The organism is Streptococcus macacae NCTC 11558 (assembly GCF_000187995.2).
Classification (GTDB): Bacteria; Bacillota; Bacilli; order Lactobacillales; family Streptococcaceae; genus Streptococcus; species Streptococcus macacae.
Map to the genome: position 1 here is coordinate 872,092 of NZ_AEUW02000001.1, position 23,519 is coordinate 895,610.

The 23,519-nt window shown below is 38.8% G+C and carries 19 protein-coding genes; 2 read left to right on the top strand and 17 right to left on the bottom strand.

Annotated elements, in window-relative coordinates; all coding sequences use genetic code 11:
• Positions 1–171: 171 nt before the first annotated feature.
• The 4 genes from STRMA_RS04150 to trpX form a co-directional block, all read right to left on the bottom strand.
• Positions 172–1,836 carry a ribonuclease J gene (locus STRMA_RS04150; protein WP_003080198.1) on the bottom strand — a complete coding sequence of 555 codons (1,665 nt, stop codon included), beginning with the start codon at positions 1,834–1,836 and terminating at the stop codon, positions 172–174.
• Between the two features lie 127 nt (positions 1,837–1,963).
• Positions 1,964–2,722 (bottom strand): ABC transporter ATP-binding protein, encoded by a 759-nt coding sequence (locus STRMA_RS04155; RefSeq protein WP_003080549.1) that lies wholly within the window; start codon positions 2,720–2,722, stop codon positions 1,964–1,966.
• Complete coding sequence (locus tag STRMA_RS04160) at positions 2,719–3,588, bottom strand: ABC transporter permease (protein ID WP_003080150.1); 870 nt, start codon at positions 3,586–3,588, stop codon at positions 2,719–2,721. The genes STRMA_RS04155 and STRMA_RS04160 overlap by 4 nt, the downstream gene beginning before the upstream one ends.
• Positions 3,589–3,700: 112 nt before the next feature.
• Positions 3,701–4,690, bottom strand: coding sequence for a tryptophan ABC transporter substrate-binding protein (gene trpX / locus STRMA_RS04165; protein ID WP_003081092.1), 990 nt, complete (start codon positions 4,688–4,690; stop codon positions 3,701–3,703).
• A 158-nt stretch (positions 4,691–4,848) separates the two neighbouring features.
• Here trpX and STRMA_RS04170 point away from each other — a divergent pair, with 158 nt between their 5' ends.
• Entirely contained in the window at positions 4,849–6,498 is a 1,650-nt protein-coding gene (locus STRMA_RS04170; protein ID WP_003078598.1) for an Rqc2 family fibronectin-binding protein, read from the top strand.
• A 171-nt stretch (positions 6,499–6,669) separates the two neighbouring features.
• Positions 6,670–8,070, top strand: coding sequence for an amino acid permease (locus STRMA_RS04175; protein ID WP_003079756.1), 1,401 nt, complete (start codon positions 6,670–6,672; stop codon positions 8,068–8,070).
• A gap of 390 nt (positions 8,071–8,460) precedes the next feature.
• On the opposite strand, the gene STRMA_RS04180 is transcribed toward STRMA_RS04175, so the two are convergent.
• The 13 genes from STRMA_RS04180 to STRMA_RS04240 form a co-directional block, all read right to left on the bottom strand.
• On the bottom strand, positions 8,461–11,256 hold the full coding sequence (locus STRMA_RS04180) for a cation-translocating P-type ATPase (protein WP_003080028.1): 2,796 nt from the start codon (positions 11,254–11,256) through the stop codon (positions 8,461–8,463).
• A 264-nt stretch (positions 11,257–11,520) separates the two neighbouring features.
• Positions 11,521–12,237, bottom strand: coding sequence for an acetolactate decarboxylase (gene budA, locus STRMA_RS04185; protein ID WP_003082418.1), 717 nt, complete (start codon positions 12,235–12,237; stop codon positions 11,521–11,523).
• A 15-nt stretch (positions 12,238–12,252) separates the two neighbouring features.
• Positions 12,253–13,932, bottom strand: coding sequence for an acetolactate synthase AlsS (gene alsS, locus STRMA_RS04190; protein WP_003080057.1), 1,680 nt, complete (start codon positions 13,930–13,932; stop codon positions 12,253–12,255).
• A 113-nt stretch (positions 13,933–14,045) separates the two neighbouring features.
• Positions 14,046–15,275 (bottom strand): tetratricopeptide repeat protein, encoded by a 1,230-nt coding sequence (locus STRMA_RS04195; RefSeq protein ID WP_003079373.1) that lies wholly within the window; start codon positions 15,273–15,275, stop codon positions 14,046–14,048.
• Positions 15,262–16,434, bottom strand: coding sequence for an AI-2E family transporter (locus tag STRMA_RS04200; RefSeq protein ID WP_003081205.1), 1,173 nt, complete (start codon positions 16,432–16,434; stop codon positions 15,262–15,264). The genes STRMA_RS04195 and STRMA_RS04200 overlap by 14 nt, the downstream gene beginning before the upstream one ends.
• Positions 16,435–16,464: 30 nt before the next feature.
• Positions 16,465–16,941 carry an NUDIX hydrolase gene (locus STRMA_RS04205; protein WP_003078906.1) on the bottom strand — a complete coding sequence of 159 codons (477 nt, stop codon included), beginning with the start codon at positions 16,939–16,941 and terminating at the stop codon, positions 16,465–16,467.
• Positions 16,942–17,237: 296 nt separating this feature from the next.
• Positions 17,238–18,284 (bottom strand): dTDP-glucose 4,6-dehydratase, encoded by a 1,047-nt coding sequence (gene rfbB / locus STRMA_RS04210; protein WP_003081518.1) that lies wholly within the window; start codon positions 18,282–18,284, stop codon positions 17,238–17,240.
• 350 nt (positions 18,285–18,634) lie between these two features.
• Positions 18,635–19,231 (bottom strand): dTDP-4-dehydrorhamnose 3,5-epimerase family protein, encoded by a 597-nt coding sequence (locus STRMA_RS04215; RefSeq protein ID WP_003078694.1) that lies wholly within the window; start codon positions 19,229–19,231, stop codon positions 18,635–18,637.
• Positions 19,232–20,101, bottom strand: a complete 870-nt coding sequence (gene rfbA, locus STRMA_RS04220; protein WP_003080946.1) for a glucose-1-phosphate thymidylyltransferase RfbA — start codon at positions 20,099–20,101, stop codon at positions 19,232–19,234.
• Between the two features lie 62 nt (positions 20,102–20,163).
• Positions 20,164–21,267: an NAD(P)/FAD-dependent oxidoreductase gene (locus tag STRMA_RS04225; protein WP_003082327.1), complete on the bottom strand. Its 1,104-nt coding sequence runs from the start codon at positions 21,265–21,267 to the stop codon at positions 20,164–20,166.
• Between the two features lie 86 nt (positions 21,268–21,353).
• Positions 21,354–22,142 (bottom strand): Nif3-like dinuclear metal center hexameric protein, encoded by a 789-nt coding sequence (locus tag STRMA_RS04230; RefSeq protein WP_003080413.1) that lies wholly within the window; start codon positions 22,140–22,142, stop codon positions 21,354–21,356.
• On the bottom strand, positions 22,120–22,830 hold the full coding sequence (locus tag STRMA_RS04235; RefSeq protein WP_003081879.1) for a tRNA (adenine(22)-N(1))-methyltransferase: 711 nt from the start codon (positions 22,828–22,830) through the stop codon (positions 22,120–22,122). Before STRMA_RS04235 ends, STRMA_RS04230 begins: the two co-directional genes overlap by 23 nt.
• Entirely contained in the window at positions 22,820–23,512 is a 693-nt protein-coding gene (locus tag STRMA_RS04240; RefSeq protein WP_003079030.1) for a DnaD domain-containing protein, read from the bottom strand. Before STRMA_RS04240 ends, STRMA_RS04235 begins: the two co-directional genes overlap by 11 nt.
• Between the last annotated feature and the right edge of the window lie 7 nt (positions 23,513–23,519).

Below are 23,519 nucleotides of genomic sequence, written 5' to 3' on the forward strand. Positions count from 1 at the left end.
CCTTTTGCGGATCCAGCCAAGGAGAGCTGATGACTTAGCAATACAAAAAACAAACCTATCTCTATCCATCGGCTTCTTTTAATCCTAAGCGTAAAATCTTCACTAATATTTTCACTAATATTTATAGATACAAAAACTAGGGATTTTGCACCCTAGATCTTTTTGTATGTCTTATTTAACTTCCATAATGACCGGCAGAATTGCTGGGCGGCGTTTAGTTTGGTCAAAAAGGAATTTTCCGATTTCATCACGGACAAGGGATTTTAATTCTCCCCAATCAAAGCTATCCTGCGACAAGTAACTTTCAACCGTCTTATTAGCGATATCTGCACTATCACGTAAGATATCACGGCTTTTTTTGACATAAACAAATCCACGTGTATTAATTCTGGCTTTGGAGATAATTTTCTTCTCTTTTCGATTGACAGTCAAAGCAACAATAAAGATACCATCTTCAGAAAGCACTTTACGATCGCGCAGCACGATATTGCCAACATCGCCAATAGCATTGCCATCAATCATGACATCTCCTGCAGGGATGCTTCCTTCATGCCTGAAACCATCTTTTGGGTCATAAACCATGATATCCCCACGCTTGACAAGATAAATATTTTCAGGATACATCCCTAGCTCAAGCGCTAGATCAGCATGGGCAGATAATTCACGATATTCTCCCTGAATCGGAAAAAGATAGTGAGGTTTAAGAAGATTGATCATTAACTGCAGATCACGGCCATTAGCATGCCCTGAAACACGTAAATCCTGTGTAATCAAGCGAACCGTCCCACCTGCTTTGTAAATCATATTTTCTACACGTGCAACAACCGCCTCTTTAGAAAGTGTCGGTGTTGTTACAATATAAACGAGATCACCATCTTTTATTTCTACGTAGCGATGGCGGCCAATTGCCATTTTACGCAAGCCATTCAACGGTTCACCCATACGGCCAGTTTCCAAAATAATAAGCTCATGTTCTTCAAACTTATGCATATCTTTTGGTTTGACAATTAATTTCTCATCAAGGACAGATAGTTTTTTCAAGCGGATAGCAGTACGGACTATATTTTCAGCATCATATCCGGTGAGAACAACACGGCGGCCATTATGAGCAGCTGAATCAAAAACCTGCTGAATACGAGCTAGGTTAGAAGCTACTGCTGCTACAATAATACGGCCAGTCCAGTTAGAAATCACCTGTTCTATCTCAATACCGACTTCAGCCTCGCTGGCCACTTGAATATTACTATCAGCATTAGCAGAATCCGATAAAAGAGCTAATACGCCTTCACGTCCTATTTCAGCAAGACGGGCTAAATCGGTTTGATAAAGCTGACTTGCAGCCTGATCAAATTTAAAATCACCTGTATAGACGATATTTCCTTCCTCAGTGCCAATAACAATTCCAAGGCTTTCTGGGATAGAATGCGTTGTTTTAAAAAATGAAATTAGGGCATTGTCAAACTCAATTTCTGTTTGAGCATCTACAAGATGGAAATTATTAAATTTTTTAGTTGCTTCATTATTTTTCACAACCAGCTTAGCTAGTTCAATAGTCAGCTCAGAACCAAAAACCGGTGCTTTGATATTTGCCAATACGTAAGGCAGAGCCCCAATAGCATCAGCATGCCCATGTGTTAAGAAAATTCCTTCTACACGATCCCTATTTTCAATAAGATAGTCTATATCAGGGATGACAACATCAACTCCCAGCTGTTCATTTTCTGGGTATTTTAATCCAGCATCCAAAATAAATATAGAGTCATTTACTTCTGCTATATAGAAGTTTTTGCCGTTTTCGCGGACTCCTCCCAGAGCAATCATTTTAATTGTGCTCATTATTCCTCCTTATAATAATATTTTTATACAAACGGTCCTTGGTCCTTGACAGGCCAAGTCGAATTACTGCGGGCAATAAAAAATTGCATACACAGTTAGTATACAACTTTTTAGTGATTATTTCAATTTATTCAAACAATCCATAGTAGTCTGAAATGGTCATTTCTGACTTTTTATCAGCAGCTAAATCTTGGATAATGCAGCCATCTTTCATCACCAACAAACGATTGCCGTATTTTAAAGCATCCTCCATACGATGTGTTATCATAAGCGCTGTAAGATGATCGTCTTTGATGAACTTTTCTGTTAAATTCATCAAGGCTGCACTTGTCTTAGGATCAAGTGCTGCTGTATGCTCATCAAGCAATAAAAGTTCTGGCCTTTTAATAGTTGCCATTAAAAGACTAAGGGCCTGACGCTGACCGCCTGATAAAAGCCCTGCAGGAGTCTCTAAATGATTCTCCAAGCCATTGCCAATTTTAGCGATCATTCTCTGAAATTCTTCTTTGTGATCTTGGATACGACGGGAAATTAAACGGCGCTTTTCCCCTCTGTATTTCGCAATTAGCAGATTTTCAGCGACTGTCATTCTAGGAGCTGTTCCCATTTTAGGATCTTGAAAAACGCGGGAGATATATTTGGCACGCTTTTGAGCTGTCATAAAGGTCACATCTTCTCCCATAACAGTGATGCTGCCTTCTGTCAAAGGTAAGGTTCCAGCAATAACATTAAAAAGGGTTGACTTTCCGGCTCCATTGCCGCCAAGAATAGTTAAAAAATCATGTTCATAGATCGTCAGAGTAACGTCATCTAAAATGGTCTTAGCATCATCTAAACCATTGTTAACCTGTACTGTGGCATTTTTTAATTCAATAATTTTAGTCATCGTGTTAGCTTCACTCCCTTAAAAAATTTCTTCTTCAGCTGCGGAATTATGAGGCAAATAGCTAAAACAAGAGCGCTGAAGAGTTTAAGGTAATTGGTTTTAAAGCCTAGTGAAATCACTGCTAAAATCAAAAATTGATACAAAACAGAACCAATAACAATAGCCAGTAAACGTTCTAGTAAGGTTAAATTTGTCGAAAAAAGCACCTCACCGATAATAATACTTGCCAGTCCAATAACGATGACACCAATTCCTTTAGAAACATCAGCATAGCCATCTTGCTGGCTGATAAGAGCTCCTGAAAGAGCAATCACACCATTGGACAAAATAAGCCCCATCAATTCCATATTGTCTGTATTGATGCCAAAACTCTCTGCCATATCACGGTTATCACCTGTTGCGATATAAGCTTGCCCCAAGCGGGTATTTAAAAAGAAGATCATAGCAGCCACAACTAAAGTGACAAAGACCAAGCCTAAAACAATAAGGTTTGTCGCATCTGAAAAAAGAAGCAAATCCTGCAGCTTACTAGCATTTAAAAGTCCTAAATTAGCGCGTCCCATAATCATCAGCATAATGGAGTGACAGGAAGTCATCACTAAAATGCCTGATAGAAGCGTTGGGATTTTGCCTTTAGTATAAAGAAGACCCGTCACCAAACCTGCCAGGCAGCCTGATAAAGCGGCCAGCAAGGTTGCCAGCAAAGGATTTGTTCCCTGAGTGATTAATGTAACGGCTACAGCACCTCCTAAAGGAAAGGATCCTTCAGTTGTCATATCAGGAAAATCTAAAATTCTAAAGGTCATAAAAATGCCCAGGCCTAAAATAGCCCAAAGAAAGCCTTGTGAAATGGTTGAAAGTAACATTTATCCATCCTTTTTGTGTAATAGTTTGACGTTATTATAAAAAGAGAGAGGCCAAAAAAACCTTGAGAGTTCTTCTCTTTCCCTTCTTTTTAGGAGCAGCACTTTAACTGCTTTATTTTGCTGAACTTTTTAAAACTTCAGCCGGAATGTTAATATCTAGTGTCTTAGCAACTTTTTTATTGATAATGGGTTTTCCCTTATCAAAGATGTAAACAGGTGTATCAGTAACCTTTTGCCCCTTATGAATCTTAGCTGCCATTTTACCGGTTGCAAGACCAAGCTCATACTGGTTCACGACAACAGAAGCTAATCCTCCCTGGTCTACCATGGTATCAACACTTGGATAAATGGGTTTTTTAGCCTTTTTAGCAGCTGATACGACTGTTGGAAAAGCACTGGCAATCGTATTATCCAGCGGCAGCCAAACAGCATCGGATTTTTCAAGCAGCACATTCATAGTCGTTGAGATTTCATTAGTCGAAGGAACGGCATACTCTGAAACTTTAAGGCCTTTTTCTTTTGCCTTTTGTTTAAATTCTTCTACTTGCGATTTTGAATTGTCTTCACTGCTGGAATAAAGGACTCCTACTGTTTTAACATTAGGGGTTAGGGTCTTCATAAGTTTTGCTTGTGCAGCAATAGGTGTTTTATCAGATACACCAGTAACGTTACCATCTGGTTTTTTAAGATTTTTGACTAACTTAGCCCCAACTGGATCCGTAACAGCTCCCATAACAACTGGAATAGACTTAGTTGCACTAGCAAGTCCCTGCGCTGAAGGTGTGGCAATACCAATCAGTAAATCATTGTTATGATTAACCAGTGTTTGGCTCATGGTCTGAACTTTGCTTTGATCTCCCTCGGCATTTAAAAATTCAATTTTAACCTTTTTGCCTGAATAGCCTTCTTTTTTTAAACCGTCTTTAACACCGCGGTAAATCTCATCAAGCGCTTCATGGCTGACATATTGCAGAACTCCTAACTTAAAAGTGTTAGCATTGGAATTTTTCTGTTTAGACTGATCATAAGCCTGATAGGCAAGAAGAATAACAATAAGAGCTGCTAAAGCCAGCAAGCTAGCTAATAAACGTTTATTTTTCATAAAGCTTCCTCAACATTTTCCTACTATTCACTTTATTTTACAGCTTTTTCTAACTTTTTTCAATTCATACTGAAAACGACTTCATTTTCAGAAAAAACGATTTCTTTTTTCCTTATGGTATAATAGCTAATAGCAATTAAAAAGAAAGAGGGTAGACCATGTCCTTTGATGGCTTTTTTTTACATCATCTCATTAAAGAACTAAAAGAACAGCTCCTTGGAGGCCGTATCCAGAAGATTAATCAGCCCTTTGAACAAGAACTTGTTCTAGCTGTCCGAAATAATGGGCAAAACTATAAATTGCTCCTGTCTGCCCATCCTGTTTTTGGGCGCCTGCAAATAACCCAAACTAATGTTCAAAATCCTCCTAAGCCTAACACTTTTACCATGATTATGCGAAAGTATCTGCAAGGAGCTGTCATTGAAGCTATTAATCAGATTGAAAATGACCGTATTGTAGAATTAAGGGTCTCTAATAAAAATGAAATCGGCGATCAGACTAAAGTAACCCTAATGATTGAAATAATGGGAAAGCACAGCAATATTATTCTCATTGATAAAAATGAAAATAAAATTATCGAATCGATCAAACATATTGGCTTTTCACAAAATAGCTACCGAACTGTTTTACCTGGCTCTACCTACCTAGCTCCACCAAAAACAGATGCCCAAAACCCTTTTACTATTTCTGATGAAAAACTGTTTGAATTGCTTCAAACAGAGACACTAAATGCAAGAAACCTGCAAACATTATTTCAGGGATTAGGGCGTGACAGCACAGAAGAACTCCTAAAAAGGCTGCAATCAGACAAAGTCAAAAATTTTAGAAATTTCTTTGCTTTGCCAACCAGCCCCAGTCTAACAAAAAAATCTTTTGCTGCTGTTTCCTTTACAGATTCTCAAAAACAAAGCGGTTCTCTGTCTGATTTATTAGATTATTTTTATCAAGATAAAGCAGAACGTGACCGTATTGCTCAGCAGGCTAGCGATCTTATCCGCCGTGTTCAAACGGAACTTGACAAAAACAAAAAGAAGCTAAAAAAACAGATAAAAGACCTTGAAGATACAGACAAGGCTGAAGATTTCCGGCAAAAAGGAGAATTGCTAACAACTTATCTTAATCTTGTCCCCAATAATCAAGATAAAGTTGAGCTTGATAATTATTACACTGGAAAAACATTAACTATTTCATTAGATAAAAGCCTATCACCCAGTCAAAATGCTCAGCGTTATTTTAAGAAATACCAAAAACTAAAAGAAGCCGTTAAACATCTTGGAGGACTCATTGAAGAAACCAGAGCAACTATCCAGTATTTAGAAAGTGTTGAAATGTCTCTTAATCATGCCAATCTTTCAGAAATTGCCGATATTCGAGCAGAACTTATTGAGACAGGCTTTATCAAAGGCAGACACCAAGAAAAAATTCACAAACGTAAAAAACCAGAGACTTATCTGGCTTCTGACGGCCGCACTATCATACTTGTCGGCAAAAACAACTTACAAAATGATGAACTGAGCTTTAAAATGTCCAAAAAGGGAGAACTCTGGTTTCATGCCAAAGGTATCCCAGGCAGTCATGTTTTAATCAAAAATAATATTAATCCCAGCGATGCTATCAAAACAGATGCCGCTGAACTTGCAGCCTTCTTTTCCAAAGCGCGTTTTTCTAATCTCGTCCAGGTTGATATGATTGAAGCCAAAAAACTGAATAAACCAACTGGCGCAAAACCTGGTTTTGTTACCTATACCGGACAAAAAACACTGCGGGTCACACCTGATGAAGATAAAATAAAACGGATGAAACAATAGTGATGGAAACTCTAAAATAAGATTTCTATTGTTTACTTTCAAAGGCAGAAAACAAGAGCAACAGCCTCATCCTTTCACTCATATTTTGGCCACCATTTTCCTGCCTTATTTGTGCTTTTATCAAAATAATATTATAATAATAAGTAATTTTTAGTAAAAAAGGATATTATTATGCCAAAAGAAACGGATAAACACCAGAAGACTTCTGAACCTGAATTAGAAAATGGAATGGTTCGAGGCCTTCAAAACCGTCATGTTCAATTGATTGCTATCGCAGGGACAATTGGAACAGGACTTTTTCTGGGATCAGGCCACTCAATTGCTTTAACAGGCCCATCTATTATCATTGTTTATCTCTTAACAGGGCTTTTCATGTTTTGGATGATGCGTGCTATGGGCGAGATGCTCTATTACGATCCTGACCAGCATACTTTCATTAATTTTATTACCAAATATATTGGTAAAGGCTGGGGCTATTTTGCTGGCTGGTCGTATTGGGTTTCTGTTATTTTTCTTGGAATGGCAGAGATCACGGCAGTCGCTAAGTACGTCCAGTATTGGTTCCCTTCCTGGCCTTCTTGGATTATTCAAATTGTTTTTCTGCTTATACTTAGTTCTGTTAATCTGATTGCTGTTAGGGTATTTGGGGAAGCAGAGTTTTGGTTTGCTATGATAAAAATTATTGCCATCCTGGCTTTGATCGCTACTGCTGTTTTTATGCTGCTGACTGGTTTTAAAACCAGTCAAGGGCCTGTCAGTCTTACTAATATTTCACATCATTTTGAAATGTTCCCTAAAGGGTGGGTAAGATTTATCATGTCTTTCCAAATGGTCTTCTTTGCCTATCAAGCTATTGAATTCGTTGGTATTACCGTATCAGAAACACAAAATCCCAGAAAGGTTTTACCAAAAGCCATTCAGGAAATTCCTATGCGGATCGTTATTTTTTATGTTGGTGCCCTGCTGGCTATCATGACTATTTTCCCTTGGAGGGGGCTGCCAGAAGATACTTCGCCTTTTGTTATGGTCTTTAAATTAGCTGGTATTAAATGGGCCGCTGCTTTGATTAACTTTGTCGTACTAACTTCTGCAGCTTCTGCACTTAATTCTACGCTTTATTCAACCGGCCGCCACCTTTATCAAATTGCTAATGAAGCTCCTAATAAATTTATGACAGGCTTAAAAATAGGAACACTTTCAAAAACCGGTGTCCCAAGCAGAGCTATTATCTTTTCAGCCATTGTCATTGCTATTTCAGCTTTTATCAATGTACTTCCAGGTGTTAAAGATGCTTTTGCCTTAATTACAGCCTCATCTTCTGGTGTTTACATTGCTATTTATGTATTAACTATGTTTGCGCATCTGAAATACCGCCGTTCCAAAGATTTTATGCCAGATGGCTATCTGATGCCTCATTATAAAATACTCAATCCTATTACTACCGCTTTTATGATCTTTGTCTTTATCACTTTATTCTTGCAAGATTCAACCTATATTGGTGCTATCGGCGCTACTATTTGGATTGTAGTATTTGGGATTTACAGCCTTTATAAATTTCGAAATGACAAGTAAAATGAAATCAGGGGATAAAAGTTATGATTTTCTAAAAATCAACTTTTATCCCCTGATTTTTTAATAGACTGACCTTATCTTATACTCAATGAAAATCAAAAAGCAAACCAATTAACTACTGTCTTAAAACTAATACGAGAGTGAGACAGAAATCGGTCAGACCAAGTCTTTGATTTTCCAGCAAGTCCCAGTTTCTGCTTGCTGATCTAAAACAGTCCTGTAGACTGTTTTGACTTTCACCTCCGCACAGTTGGTTAGGATAGCCGCTGTCACTTGTACAGCAAGGGATAAGGTTATCCAACCAACCACTGCGTCTTGCAAGTAAAACGTAAAAATGCACGAGGCCTAAGACTTTTGTCCTAGGCCTCATATTAGTTTAAATGAAAAAGATTAATTCTTCTTTTTATTGACAAAATACTTTCTAATTTCATCTAAAGCAATCATAATAAAAGGACAGCTAAAAAGGTAAAGCCAGTGCCAGATACCTAAACTAGCAGTATGGAAAAGATTTTGGAAAAAGGGCAGATAAATTAGGGCTAGAAAAACAAAGAACTCAACAATCAAACCTAAGTTAATAACAGAATTTCCTAAAATTTTTATATTTCTAATGGATTGATTGGCAGCTCTGCTATTCATAACCATACCAATCTGACAAAAGACAATAGCACCTAAAGTCATACTGGTAGCTTCTTGATAGAGCTGACCGGAAGCTGCAAAACTAGCTAGATTGCCATTGTGCATAAAATAAGTCAGAAAGAAAGCTCCCATTGCCAAGACCGATTCAATCAGACCGTACCAAACAAAAGCTATTAACAAAAGCTGCCGATTTAATAAACGATCTGTCAGCTTACGCGGAGGCCGCTTCATCACTCCCTTTTCGGGTGGTTCAACTCCCAATCCTAAAGCAGGGATCATATCTGTACCTAAATCAATTGCCAAAATCTGCATAACCGTCAATGGCAAAGGAATAAAACCTCTTGAAAAGAGAAAGAAAGCTGATGGAACTGCTTCTGGTGTATTACTATTAAAAATATAGGTTAAGAACTTTTTGATATTATGATAAACAGCGCGGCCTTCTTCAACAGCATGAACAATTGAAGCAAAGTGATCATCTGTTAAAATCATATCGGCAGATTCTTTGGCTACATCCGTACCTGTAATCCCCATAGCAACACCAATATTAGCTTTTTTAAGAGCAGGGGCATCATTAACGCCATCGCCAGTTACAGCCACAACTTCTCCCAATTCCTGCAAGGCTGTTACAACGCGATATTTTTGTTCAGGAGCAACACGTGCAAAGACAATCTCATGCCTTAAAGCTTCTTTCAAATCAGCATCAGACATAGCTTCTAACTCCAGTCCCGAGATAACTTTAGCATCATCGCCTGTCACAATTCCGATTTTCTTTGCAATACTTAAAGCTGTTAAACCATAATCACCAGTTACCATAATAATACGGATGCTAGCTTGATGGCATTTTTCAATTGCTTCTTTAACACCTTCTCTTGGCGGATCACTCATGGCAACCAATCCTAAAAATACCATATCGTTCTCTAGAACATCCTGATTCCATTTTTCTTGATTTTGCAGATTTTCTTTTTCAAGCGGCCGGTAAGCAATCGCCAAAACACGTAAGCCATTCTGAGCAAAATCGTCATTTACCTGCAGTATTTGTGACAGTTTTTCATCTGTCATTTCATGCAAACCAGTTTGGTCTTTATAGGAATGGCAGCGCTCAGCAATCTCTTTAGGAGCTCCTTTGGTAATAGAAATATACTGACTCCCATCTACCAGATCTTCTATGTTATGTATCGTTGTCATCCGCTTGCGGATCGAATCAAAGGGCAACTCCTTCAAGCGAGGTCCCCATTTATGATTGTTTTCTAAGGTAATCCCTGCTTTTTCAGCAAGAACGTTAAGGCAAGCTTCTGTTGGATCCCCAAGAATAGTATAAGAAGTGTGTTCTTCATCCGGTGCAAGAACCTGAGCATTGCTGCAAAGATGAGCAAAGCGAACCAAATGTTCTAAAGCTTCATTGTCCACTAAAGAGACTCTTTTCCCATCTTTTATAATATCCCCTTGAGAGGAGTAACCAAGTCCAGTAACTTCATATTTTCCAGATAATTGCCAAAGCTGATTAACAGTCATTTCATTTTGAGTTAAGGTGCCTGTCTTATCAGAACAAATAACTGAAGTAGCTCCTAACGTTTCTACTGATGACAGTTTTTTGACAAGAGCATGATCAAAAGCCATACGCTGGACAGCCATTGCTAGAGACAGGGTTACTGTTGGCAGCAATCCTTCTGGAATAAAAGCAACAATCATACCAAGAGCAAATATAAAAGATTTTGCTATAGGCTCATGAACAAAGAAAGTTGCCGCCATAAAAAAACCAGCGCCTACTGTTACTGCAATGATAGAGATCTGCTTGGTTAAACGGTCCAATTCTTTTTGCAGAGGACTTTTATCTTCTGCCATATTCTGCGTCAGATGGGCTATTTGCCCAAACTGCGTTGCCATACCAATTTCAGTGACAATCATTTTTGCACTGCCGCTTGAAACAGTCGTCCCTGCAAAAACCATATTGTCAAACTCTAAATCTGTTTTGGAGGTATCCAAATCAGGCTGGCTGGTTTTAGATACTGGATTTGATTCTCCTGTAAGAGCTGATTGATTCACCTGCAAGTCTGTCGAAAAAATAAGGCGGCCATCAGCAGAAATATGATCTCCCTCTTCAATCAGGACAAGATCTCCTGCGACAAGCTCTTCTGCTAAAATCTTCTCTTCTTTCCCATCACGTATGACGCGGGCATAAGCCGGCAACATTTTTTTGAGAGCTTCTGTAGCCTGACTAGCTCTATGCTCCTGCACAAAACTAAAGATACCATTGATAATATTGACAAACCAGATGGCAATCCCCAATTCTAAGCTATGGGAGAGTATCGCAACAGCTCCGCCAACCCATAGTAAGACTGCCATTAGACTCGTAAAATTCTTAATGAAGGTAAGGAAAATGGGCTCTTTTTCGGCTTCTTTCAAACGATTGGGGCCATCTTTTGTCTGACGCTTTCTGACCTCATCATGAGAGAGCCCAGAAATACTGCTATCAGCAACTTTAAATACATCATCCGCACTGTAAGCTGCAAGGTTAAGATGAGCTGTCTCTTCATTTAGATGATTACTCATAATCATACCTCTTCTTTATAAGACTAACAATTTTCTTTGTTTTTATTATACTACTTTTCTCTAAATAAGAACAAAACAGATTGACCAACTAAGAACCTGTTATTTTTAAGTTTTATACTGCTCTTATTAGCTGCAAAAGTCAAAAAAGTATACCATTAATTTTTGTAAATCTGCTGTTCTAGGGATAGACTTCATAATAAAAGACGAAGAGAGTGTGCAGCAATCATAGTTGTCTGTCTCAGCCTCTTTGTCCATATAATATCCTTATTCTGATTTATCAATATCACCGCGAACCTCTTTGGCATTAAATTTAGCAAAGAGATACTGACGGTCCTGAACAGGAAAACGCTGATCCAGCTGATCTACAGCTCCTACTTCAACCTGCCCTTCTGTGATGACATAATCCATGACATGGCCGCCAAACGTATGATCATCAGAAATAAAATGCAAATGATAGCCAGCGACACTAACACCATGGAAAATTTCCGGTGTCCAAATGCCTACAATCGTTCCTTTAATATGTTCTGCCGTATATTCAGGCTGATGAGTGGCAGCTTCTGCAAACTTTACATCTGAAGTAGACCGCGGAATCATGCGAACATGCATTTTTGCAAACATACCGTGAATTTTAATAGAACGAAATAGATTCTCACCATCATAATAAGACTCAATTCGATTTTGCAGTTCCTTATCTGTCATGGGAAAACGCTGCTTAAAAATAACTTCTGCTTCGTGATGGATAACAGCAGCATAAGGAACTTTCATATCTTTAGGAACCTCAACAACTTTTGGTTTATCACCAGAACCCTTAGCCTGATAAGCCTTACCATCCAAAACAATGAGCTCTCCATCAATTGAATCAAGCGTTCCTATGCCTAAATCGCCATACTCCAGCAATTCACCAACGGTCAAAGAACCGTCATAAAGCCCTGCCATCAATGCTCCTAATGTGTTATATTGAAATAATTTATTAGCTTCCATTTCCTTACACCCCTTTTAATAAAATTCATCTGGCAAGATAGTTTCTCCTAATTTTATATTATCTTTATAGTCAACGGGAATATCAATTAAAATAGGTCCCTTTTCAGCTTCAACAAGTGCTTTACGGAGTATCTCAGAAAACTTTTCTTTGCTGTTTGCACGGTAGCCTTTAGCTCCAAAACTTTCAGCATATTTTACAAAATCTACCGGTCCAAAATCAACGCCTGAGGCCCGTCCGTATTTCATCTCTTCTTGAAATTCCACCATATTGTATTTCCCGTCATTCCAAATGATATGCACAATAGGCAGGTTCAAACGGACAGCTGTTTCTAACTCTTGGCCAGAAAATAAGAAACCGCCGTCACCTGAAATTGAAATAATCTTTTCATCAGGCCGCACTAAAGCCGCAGAAATAGCCCAAGGCAAAGCCACACCTAAGGTCTGCATACCATTAGAAAAAAGTAAATGACGGGCTTCATAGCTCTTGAAATAACGAGCCATCCAAATATAATGGCTGCCGACATCAACGGTTACTGTCATCTGATCTGTTATTTGGTCCTGTAAAACTTTGATAAGATCTAAAGGATGGACAAAACCAGAACGAGGAGTTTGATCAAATTTGAGATCATCTGTCATATTATTTTTAAGACCCAGCAGATATTCTTTAGAACCTTCTGGTAAATCATAACCCTTAACAGCAGGCAATAATAAATCTAATGTTTCAGCTATATCGCCAATTAATTCCCGTTCAGGCTGAAAGTAGGTGTCAATCTCAGCAAGGGCCACATCAATTACAATAATACGAGCTGAAATCTCAGCATTCCAATTGCGAGCCTCATATTCAATCGGATCATAGCCGATAGCAATAATAAGGTCTGATTTTTTCAGCAGCATATCGCCAGGCTGATTGCGAAACAGGCCAACACGTCCAAAAAAAGTATCCTCTTCTAATTCACGAGAAACAATCCCTGCTCCTTGGAATGTTTCTACAACAGGTAATTTGACCGATTCTAAAATTTTACGGATTGAAGCTGTTACCTTTTGCGTTGAGGCTCCATTTCCTAAAAGGATAACAGGCAGCACCGCATTTTTGATAGCCTGAGCTAGATAATTAATATCAGCAACAGAAGCCGAACCTAATTTAGGATCAGTTAAAGGTTTGATAGCTTTAACAGCCACAGTACTATCTGTCACATCCTGCGGGATAGAGAGAAAACTAGCACCTGGCTTGCCTGCCTTAGCCAGACGGTAAGCATTGGCAATATTTTCTGAGAGAGTAGCAGGATCTTGAACTTCAGCTGAATATTTTGTGATTGGCTCAAGCATAGCCACATTATTCATTGACTGATGGGCACGTTTTAGCAAATCAGAACGTTTAACCTGTCCGCCAATAGCTAAAACAGGATCTCCTTCTGCTGTCGCTGTTACTAAACCTGTTGCGAGATTGGAAATTCCAGGACCAGACGTCGCCAAAACAACTCCAGGTTCTCCTGTAATACGTCCTATCCCTTGAGCCATAAAAGCAGCATTTTGTTCATGACGGGCTACAATAAGCTCTGGTCCTTTGTCTTCTAATGTATCAAACACACGGTCAATCTTTGCTCCCGGAATTCCAAAAATATACTTCACATCATGATTAATGAGGCTGTCTACGATCAAGTCAGCCCCATAATTTTCTTTATGATTCTCAGTCATATACATTCCTTCTTTCACAAATTTTACTTCAATTATATCACAGTTTCTCCAGTACTTTGTGAAATTTATTTGTGAATTTTTTCGCTAGGAAAGAGATCAATACTCATAAACAATCACAGTTGTTCTTTCAAGTCAGCCATGTTCGCATCATCAGGTACAAGCTGCAGATAATGTTCCAGCAAAAGTTTGGCTTTGTCTTTATCGCCAAAGGCAAGCAGCAGATAGATATAATCTTGAAGAAAGTCGGGATTGTCAGATAAATCAGCTGACAGCTCTTCAAAAATCCTCAAGGCATCCTCATCCCTTTCAAGTTCTCTGTAAGCTTTAGCGATATTCCATCTTGTCAAAACATTCTCAATATCTTTTCTGTTTAGATTGACAACTTCTTCAAAACGCTCTTCTTCTAAATAGAGATTGCTAAGGCGCATCAGAGCTTCCTCATCATCTTCTGCCACTTCCAAAGCTCTTTCAAGGTAACTTTCTGCTTCTTTAGGCTGATGCAATTCATAAGAAAACTGTGAAGCCAGCAGTAAAAGTCTGCTGTCAAAATCATTTTTTGCCAAACCCTGCTGCAAAAGGCGCAAAGCTTCCTGTGTCTTATGCTCTTTGTGAAGCGATTGGGCATAGACGTATTCATAGCCTGGAAAATCGGGATTCATACTGTCTAGCTGCTTGAAATAAAGATTAGCTTTTTGATATTCTTCCTGTTCATAGAGGAGAACAGCCAGTTCAAAAACCGTTGCTTCTTCAAATTCAATTTCAACAGCTTTCTCCAGAAATTCAATAGCTGTTTCAAACTTTCCCATGTTAGCGTATGCACGTCCAATTCTCTCATAAGTTGAGATACCTGTATCTTCCAAAATCGCACGATTATCCAACTGTGCATAATAATGGATAGCCTCTTGAAAATAACCCAAATTTAAATCAATTTCAGCCAGACCAAAAAGAATAAGCGGTTCTGAACTCAATTGGCTAGCTTCCAACAGTTTTTCACGCGCAACATCACTTAGGCCTTCTGCATCATAAAGATCTGCCTTAACTAATAAGGCTCTTATATAATCTGGACTGTCTGGCCCAATAGCATCTAAATGCCTAAACGCCTCTTCCGTATGGCCATCTTCATTGGCCATTTGAGCAAGATTAATATGGACTTCTGGAAACTCTGCCTGTAATTGTAAATAGACTTGTTTAGCCTGCGGATAAAAGCCAATCGTTTGCAGATAGTCCCCTAAAGCCAGAAGCGTTTCGCTGTCGTCTTCTTTAAGAGCCTTCTCAAAATAGGTTTCTGCTGCTTTTAAATCTTGGCTTTGAATAGAAGCCAGCATCTTCTCACTGTTTAACATCTTCTTTTATTTCCTCTTTTTCTTCATATAGTCCGCTGATTGGTTTATACCACTCAAAAATTTCTTTAACCACTACTTTAATAGAAGCATAGACTGGAATTCCAAGAAAGACTCCCCAAACGCCAAACATTGAACCTGCTGTTAAAAGGATAAAAAGGATAGTAATAGGATGGATACTTAATTTACTGCCGATAATGAGAGGAGTCACAAAACGGCCTTCAATGGTCTGCTCAGCAATAAAGACAAGAGCGACTTTCACAACCATAAGAGGACCTTCCACCAAGGCTAAAATAAAAACCGGTATGGTCGCTAAAAAACTGCCCAAATAAGGAACCATATTCAAAACACCAGCAATAATCCCAAAGGTAACCGCATAGCGTAAGCCAATAAGAGTGAACATAATCGAAAACATGACACCAACAATAATAGCTACTGTTACCTGACCTTGAACATAACCAGATAACTGCCGATTAACATCGCCTAAAATACGATGAGCAGGCTGACGGATTTTGACCGGTAAATAAGACACAAAAGTTTTTTTCATTTTTTGACTGTCCCGTAAAAGGTAAAAGACAATAAAAGGAGAAATTAAAATAGCAACCATCGTACGCGCAATAACAGAGGCAAAATTGCTAGCCCAGGCAACGGCTCCTCTAGAAATAGCTTCAGCATAACTTGTGGCCTTTTTACTGATATTTGTCACAGCATCTTCAATTTGCGGTCTATAGCTAGCCAGTCTGTTGTCTTTCAATAAATGCGATATCTGCTTATCTACTGATTTCACATAGCTGGGCAAATGTTTAAAGAAGGAAAGCAATTGTTCTTCCAGCATTGGAAAAAAACGAGCTCCTCCCCAGATCAGAAGTCCTGCTATGACAAGAAAAACAATTGTAATAGCTGTTATTCGGCTGATTCCGCGGCGTTCAATAAAATCAACAATCGGCTTTAAAAGATAATAAATGAGTGCCGATATAACCAAGGGGAGCATAATGGCTCCCAAAAAAGAAAAAACAGGTTTAAAAATCGGGCTTATTTTCGTAAAAGCAAGAATATTTAAAAAAACTAAAAGCATTACTAATAAAACAGTGACAGCTTGGTTATTTAAAAACCATCTAAAGAACCAGCTGACATTAAATTTTTCTTGTTTTTTGTTTTCCATTATGATCTCCACTTCTTGTTTTTATCTTTATTAATCATAAAACACTACATTTTTATCTATTAATTCTTGATTTTTATAATTAAAACGCGCTGAAAAAAAGGGGCGGTCTTCTAAAATCCACTTAAAAATCTCGTAATCCCCTTCCCAGGTCGGCTTTTGCAGCACTTGAGCATAAGGTACCCACTCAAGTGTTCCTTCCCTGCTTTCCTCATCAGAGATTAGCTGACCTGTAAAAGCTGTGACTTTAAAAACATAAGTATACCAATCGTGACCAGGTGTAAAGTCAGGAAAGGTAATAATCCCTTTAAAATCCATTTTCTCAACATGCAGGTGTGTCTCTTCAAAAATTTCACGCTTAGCACACTCCTCAGGCGTTTCTCCTTTTTCTAATTTACCACCGACACTGATCCACTTGCCTTCATGGACATCATTAGGCTTTTTATTGCGATGCAGCAAAAGCAGTTCACTGCCATTATCAATATAACAAATTGTTGCTAGTTTTGTCATTGTTTACCTTCTTTATTTTTTACCTATTATATCAAAAAATACAGCCATAACTTCCTCATAAGATTTTATAAGAAAAATTTTCTGACTTAGTTACTCTAATAAAACTGTCTTTCTATTGCTTTTAGAGCTTTATCTTTTATACTCAATGAAAATCAAAAAGCAAACGAAAAAGCTATCTGCAGGCAGTCCTTAGCGTACGGCCGGTGACGCTGACTTGGTTTGAAGAGATTTTCGAAGGGTATTAGATGTTAAAAAGCCATCAATCACAAGAAATGATTACGATGGCTTTTTTATGGCTATTTAATAATTTTCTGTGTTTTAGCGTATTTCGCTTCAACGGCTTCTTTTTCAGCCTTCCACCAATCTTCATGTTCAGTATACCATGCAATAGTATCTGTTAAACCTTCTTCAAAATTAGTGAATTGCGGTTTCCAGCCAAGTTCCTCACGTAATTTACGTGAATCAATCGCATAGCGCAAATCGTGTCCAGCACGGTCTGTCACATGATCATAAGCATCTTTTGCTTGCCCCATTTTTTCAAGTATAAGTTCAAGTACTTCCTTATTGTTCTTTTCACCGTCAGCACCAATCAAATAGGTCTCACCAATACGTCCCTTAGTCAAAATAGCCCAAACGCCAGTTGAGTGGTCATTTGTATGAATCCAGTCGCGAACATTCTTGCCCTCACCGTAGAGCTTAGGCTTAATGCCTGACAAGATATTAGTAATTTGACGCGGGATAAATTTCTCAATGTGCTGGTAAGGGCCGTAGTTATTGGAACAATTTGAAATGGTTGCTTTAACACCGAAAGAACGCACCCAGGCTTTAACAATTAAGTCAGAAGCAGCCTTGGTTGATGAATAAGGCGAGCTTGGGTTATATTTGGTTTCAGCCGTAAATTTTTCGCCTTCCCCTTCACCGTGACCTGGTAGATCTTCACGCAAAGGAAGGTCTCCGTAAACTTCATCGGTAGAAACATGATGGAAGCGAAGGTCATATTTACGAGCTGCTTCTAACAAGGTATAAGTACCAACAAAGTTAGTATAAATAAATGGTGAAGGATCCTTTAGTGAATTATCATTGTGGCTTTCAGCCGCATAGTGGACAATAGCATCTGCCTTGGCTGCTAATTGATCTACCAAGTCACTATCTGCAATATCGCCAACAACCAACTCAACACGCTCACCCAAAATTTCTTCAAGATTTGCGCGATTGCCAGCGTAAGTAAGCTTGTCCAGAACAGTCACATGAACATCTGGATGATTGTTGTAAACATAATGAACAAAGTTTGAACCGATGAAACCAGCGCCACCGGTGACGATAATATTTTTATATTCAGACATATATTAAGATACAAAGGGGCGGTTTCAGCTTGCTGAAATTTTCCCTAGAAAAGAGAAAGCCTGACAAAGACGTCTTGCGTCTGGAAAGGATTATCTTTTTTCATAGGAAATGAGCCCTCGTGTTTAGTTTAGAAGATAAACTAAACATTCCTTTCTGATTTATTTTCTTTTTAATTAAATGACATTTTTTGATTTTTAAAGAGTATCAGCCAGTATACTACAGCATGAAAGCAACTGTCATGCTGAAAATAAGAATCTAGATCTCCAAACTCCTGTTTTATAACCATCTCATATGATGATAAAAACCCCAACAGTTATCTCTACAGCCGCACAAAATAGCTGATTCTGTTTTACAAATCTTCTTTTTTAAGCGGTTTGACATCTTTAAGCAGTGGGTGATTTTTATCTGCTTCTGAAACTTCTGCCTCTTCCAAGTTTTCCCAAGTAATACCAAGGCTTGGATCAGCGTAGTTGACAAAGGCATATTTAGGTTTGAGCTCTAAGGCCCAATAGTCATTAACTAAATAGCTATATGAAACCTTGTCAGACAAGACTTGAAAACCATTAGCTACACCGCGGGGAACAAAGATACCTTTGGAGGCATCAATGACCGTTTGATAGACGTGGCCAAAACTATCACCTTGACGCAGGTCAACCCAAGAACCAAGAACCCTGCCTTCATCTGCGACTGAGATGTACTTGTCCCAAGGTTCAGCATGCAAACCGCGAAGGACATTTTTACGGGAGAAAGACACATTGTTTTGCAGTTTGCCTTCTGCAAAAAAGCTCTCTGGGAAACCAAGCGGCAGCATTTTTTCTTTTTGAAAATTTTCTTTAAACCAACCGCGGTTATCACCATGTACTGGAATATCAAATTCAATCATACCAGGAATAGCAGCAATCCTGCGTGCTGCTAATTCCTTGCCAAAAAATGATGTTTCATTCATCTAAGCTTCTCCAATCAAACGCAGCAAATACTGCCCGTATTCATTTTTCTTCAGAGGCTGTGCCAGCTCACGTACCTCATCAGCTGTGATATAGCCCATCCGATAAGCAATTTCTTCTAAATTAGCTACCTGTAAATTCTGCATACGCTGAACAGTTTCAATGTATTGGGCAGCTTCAAGCAGACTTTCATGCGTTCCTGTATCCAGCCAAGCAAAGCCGCGTTCCATAACTTCTACTGATAAGTCACCGCGCTCAAGATAGGCTTTATTGACATCAGTAATTTCAAGTTCTCCGCGAGAGCTAGGCTTGATATTCTTAGCGATATCAACAACACCATTATCATAAAAGTAAAGACCAGTGACAGCATAATGAGATCTAGGATGCTCAGGTTTTTCTTCGATAGAAACAGCATTCATCTTGTCATCAAATTCCACAACACCAAAGCGTTCTGGATCTTTGACTTGGTAGCCAAAAACAGTTGCACCGCTTTCTTTACTAGCCGCTTTTTGCAGCATGCGGCTAAGACCTGGACCATAATAAATATTATCTCCCAAAATAAGAGCCACATGATCATCACCAATAAATTCTTCTCCGATGATAAAGGCTTGCGCCAATCCATCTGGACTTGGCTGTTCAGCATAAGAAAGCTTGATACCAAATTCTGAACCATCCTGAAGCAGTTCTTTAAAACGAGGCAAATCCTGAGGCGTGGAAATAATTAAAATATCTTTAATACCTGCCAACATCAAGGTTGAAAGCGGATAGTAAATCATCGGTTTATCATAAACCGGCATGAGTTGTTTTGAAGCTGCACGAGTCAAAGGATACAAACGTGTTCCAGATCCTCCTGCAAGAATAATACCCTTCATTCTAGGTCTCCTCTTTTATATTTAATCACTTTTCATTTTATCACTTTTTAGGACCAGTGTCACTAGCTACCTTTAACGATATAGTTATTGGGACTATAGTCATCAGCAGGCAGCAGCAGTTCCTTATGCAAAAACTGCTGAACTAGCTGGTAAGCTATCAAAGGCCCGCTCGTCAGTCCAGAAGAGCCCAGACCGCTGGCAGCATAAACTTTTTTTAATTGGGGCACTTGACCAAAGAAAGGAGAAAAATCACTGGTATAAGCCCGTGTTCCCACTCGTTCGCTCTTTGAATAAGCCTCATTTAGTTTTGGAAAGTAAGTTTGTGCTTCTCTTTCTAGGGCATCTAAGAGTCTGCTGTCTATGCATAAATCAAAGCCTTGTTCATTTTCATGAGTTGCTCCAATACTGACCTTACCGCCAGCAAAAGGAATAATATCCAGTTCACCTTCTGGCATGATAACAGGATAATCCCCTGTATGGCTGTCTTTAAAAAAATAATCGCGCAGCTGCCCTTTTTGCGGTCTGATATCCACTTCATATCCCAGCGGTTTGAGAATTTGCGGCAGCCAAGCTCCACAGGCCAGAAATACCGCATCAAACAGCTTATCAGAAACCCAATAGTTACCATCTGAGCTAACATTTAAAGAAACTCTTTTTCTAATAATTTCTGCACGGCTAGCAGCTAGAAGCGTTTTCGTCAGAACAGAACCTTCAACACGAGCTGCTCCTGAAGCGTAAAGCAATCTGTCAAAGCCGTTCAAATCTGCTAAGTCTGCTGGCAGATTTGAACGGCTTTGAAGACTTAACTGACCTATCAAAGGGGACTGTTCCCTTCGTTTTTTAGCCAGTTCATACAGCTCTTCTAAACTGCTGTCCTTTTTCTTCAAGAGAAAAACACCGGCTTGATCATAAAAATCTGTCTTAATATTATCTGCCTGTAAATCAGAAACCAAAGTTTGATAAAAATCAGCACCTAAGCGTGCCAAACGGTACCAGCTTTTATTTCGACGCTTGGAAAACCAAGGGCAAATAATCCCTGCAGCTGCTTTACTCGCTTGTCCTGCTCCATCATCAAAGACAGTAACCTCAAGATCCGTCTCTTTGGACAAATAATAAGCAGCAGCTGAGCCGACAATTCCTGCTCCAATAACAGCAACTTTTTTCATAAAAACCTCAAATAATTAATTTTTAAGTAAAAAATAAGGCTAACAAGGCTTCATTTGATGATCAGCCAACAAGCCTCATTTTATAATCACAAATGAGAAAAAGGATTCGTATTTGCTTGACTCTCTATAATAGCAACATCCCACTTTTCTTGCAAAGACCACATTTGGAATTTTTCACAAAGTTTAGCAACAAATAAAACTTCAATATGATGTCCAGGATCCAAGGCTAATAGGCCATTAGTCAGCATTTCCTGAGCTGTATGATAGTAAATATCGCCTGTAATATAAACCTGAGCACCTTTTGCCAAAGCCTCTTTATAAAAACTCTGACCACTGCCGCCACAGATGGCAATCCGAGAAATCAAAGGATTTTCCTCACGGTAAGATACAAGGCGGATACTGTCTAACTCAAAAACCTTCTTAACCTTTTGGGCTAATGTTTCAAAAGGAAGCGGAGCAATGTCGCCAACACGTCCAATGCCATCATTATCCTTACTAGGGCTTAATATTTCTCTATTGCTGACATCCAGTAAATCACAGAACCAGTCATTAAGGCCTCCAGGAACAATATCAATGTTTGTATGGCTAACATAAACAGCAATATCATGCTTGATTAGGTTGAAATAGATCTGATTTTGAGCAGTTTCCTTTAGGTTTTGCAAAGGGCGAAAAATCGGAGCATGCTTAACAATTAACAAATCTACCTTTTTTTCAATAGCTTCTTTTACTGTGGCCTCGCGCACATCAAGAGCAATCATGACCTTGTCAATTTCTTTATCAAGCGTCCCAATCTGTAAGCCTGATATATCGCCTTCTAAAGAAAGATCTTGAGGACAAAACGCCTCATAACGTTCAATGATTTGGCTGGCTTTCATAAAGTACCTCCTTGATTTGATCTATTTTCTGCTGCAAAATAAGTTTTTCTTCCGTATTTTCCTGAGGAATTTTCGTAAGGGCAGATTCCAGTTTAGCCAATTCCTTTTGCCATCTCTCCTTAAAAACAGGTGACAATTCTTGTTTTAAAAAGGGTCCAAACCGCAGCTCTTTATCAGATAAGGACATATGGCCATTTTTAGCGACTATGATCTCATAGTATTTACCCTTATCGGCTACAATTCTCTCAGCTGCAATAGCAAAGCCATTAGCCATCAGCCAAAAGCGCAGCTCATCTTCACCATTATTGGGCTGCAAAATCAGCTGCTTAACAGTAGCTAATTTGACAGGATCAGCTTTTAAAATAGCTACTATCAGCCGTCCGCCCATACCGCAGATCGAAATAAGATCAATATTGTCTTTTTCACTAAAAGCAGCTAAACCATCTGCTAAACGAACTTCAATTTTATCCTGAAGCTCTGAAGCAGCAATATTGCTAAGTGCTGACTCATAAGGTCCTTTTGCAATTTCACCAGCAAGGGCAAAACTTATCTTTTCTTCTCTCAAAAGATAAATAGGCAGATAAGCATGATCACTCCCAATATCAAGAAGCCTTGCACCTTTTGGTACAAAGCTTGCAACTTCCTGTAAACGCTGAGACAGAACTGTTTCCTTCTTTTTACTTAGCATTCGAATCACTCCATAAATTCATTGCAGATAGAAAATCATCTGATACGGAGACATTAGTCGGACTGGCTTGTTCGCGTTCCTGACGTTTTTCTTCAACCTGACGAAGTGTTGAAATCCCTTCCCGCCGCCAATTTCGTAGAATAGCCTGGATATAATTCCAATTTGTTTTGCCATTAAAAACAGCTTCGCGAAGCGCTGCACGGATTAAATCAGGATCTGTTTGATCATCAGAAAGCGTTTTTTGAAGATCTTCTAATTCAAAGGGACTTAGCATGCGCCCTAGTTCACGCTCAAAATCTTCTGCTAAATCTTTGAGAATATTGCCAGAATCTGCTGAGGAAGCAGTTGGCTCAATTGTTTCTTCAACTAAATCATCCAACTTTTTCAAAGCTAAGGTAGCATCAAAAATAACCTCACTCTCACCCTCTAATTCAATCGTTTTCATATCTAAAAGTTCCTGACTGATCAAATGCGATACTGATCGATTAACCTCTGGAACAGTTTTACCGATAGCTTCTGCTATCTGGCTGGTTGCTATTTCATCTCTGTTTGTCGTATTTTGAAGATAAAAAAACTGCCAAACCAGAAAATCATCTGTGCTAGTAAAAATATCTTTGTAATGAAAAAGCAAGGCACTTGGCAAGACCAAATTCCCTGACTTATAATGCTGTAAAAAACTCATACAAGCT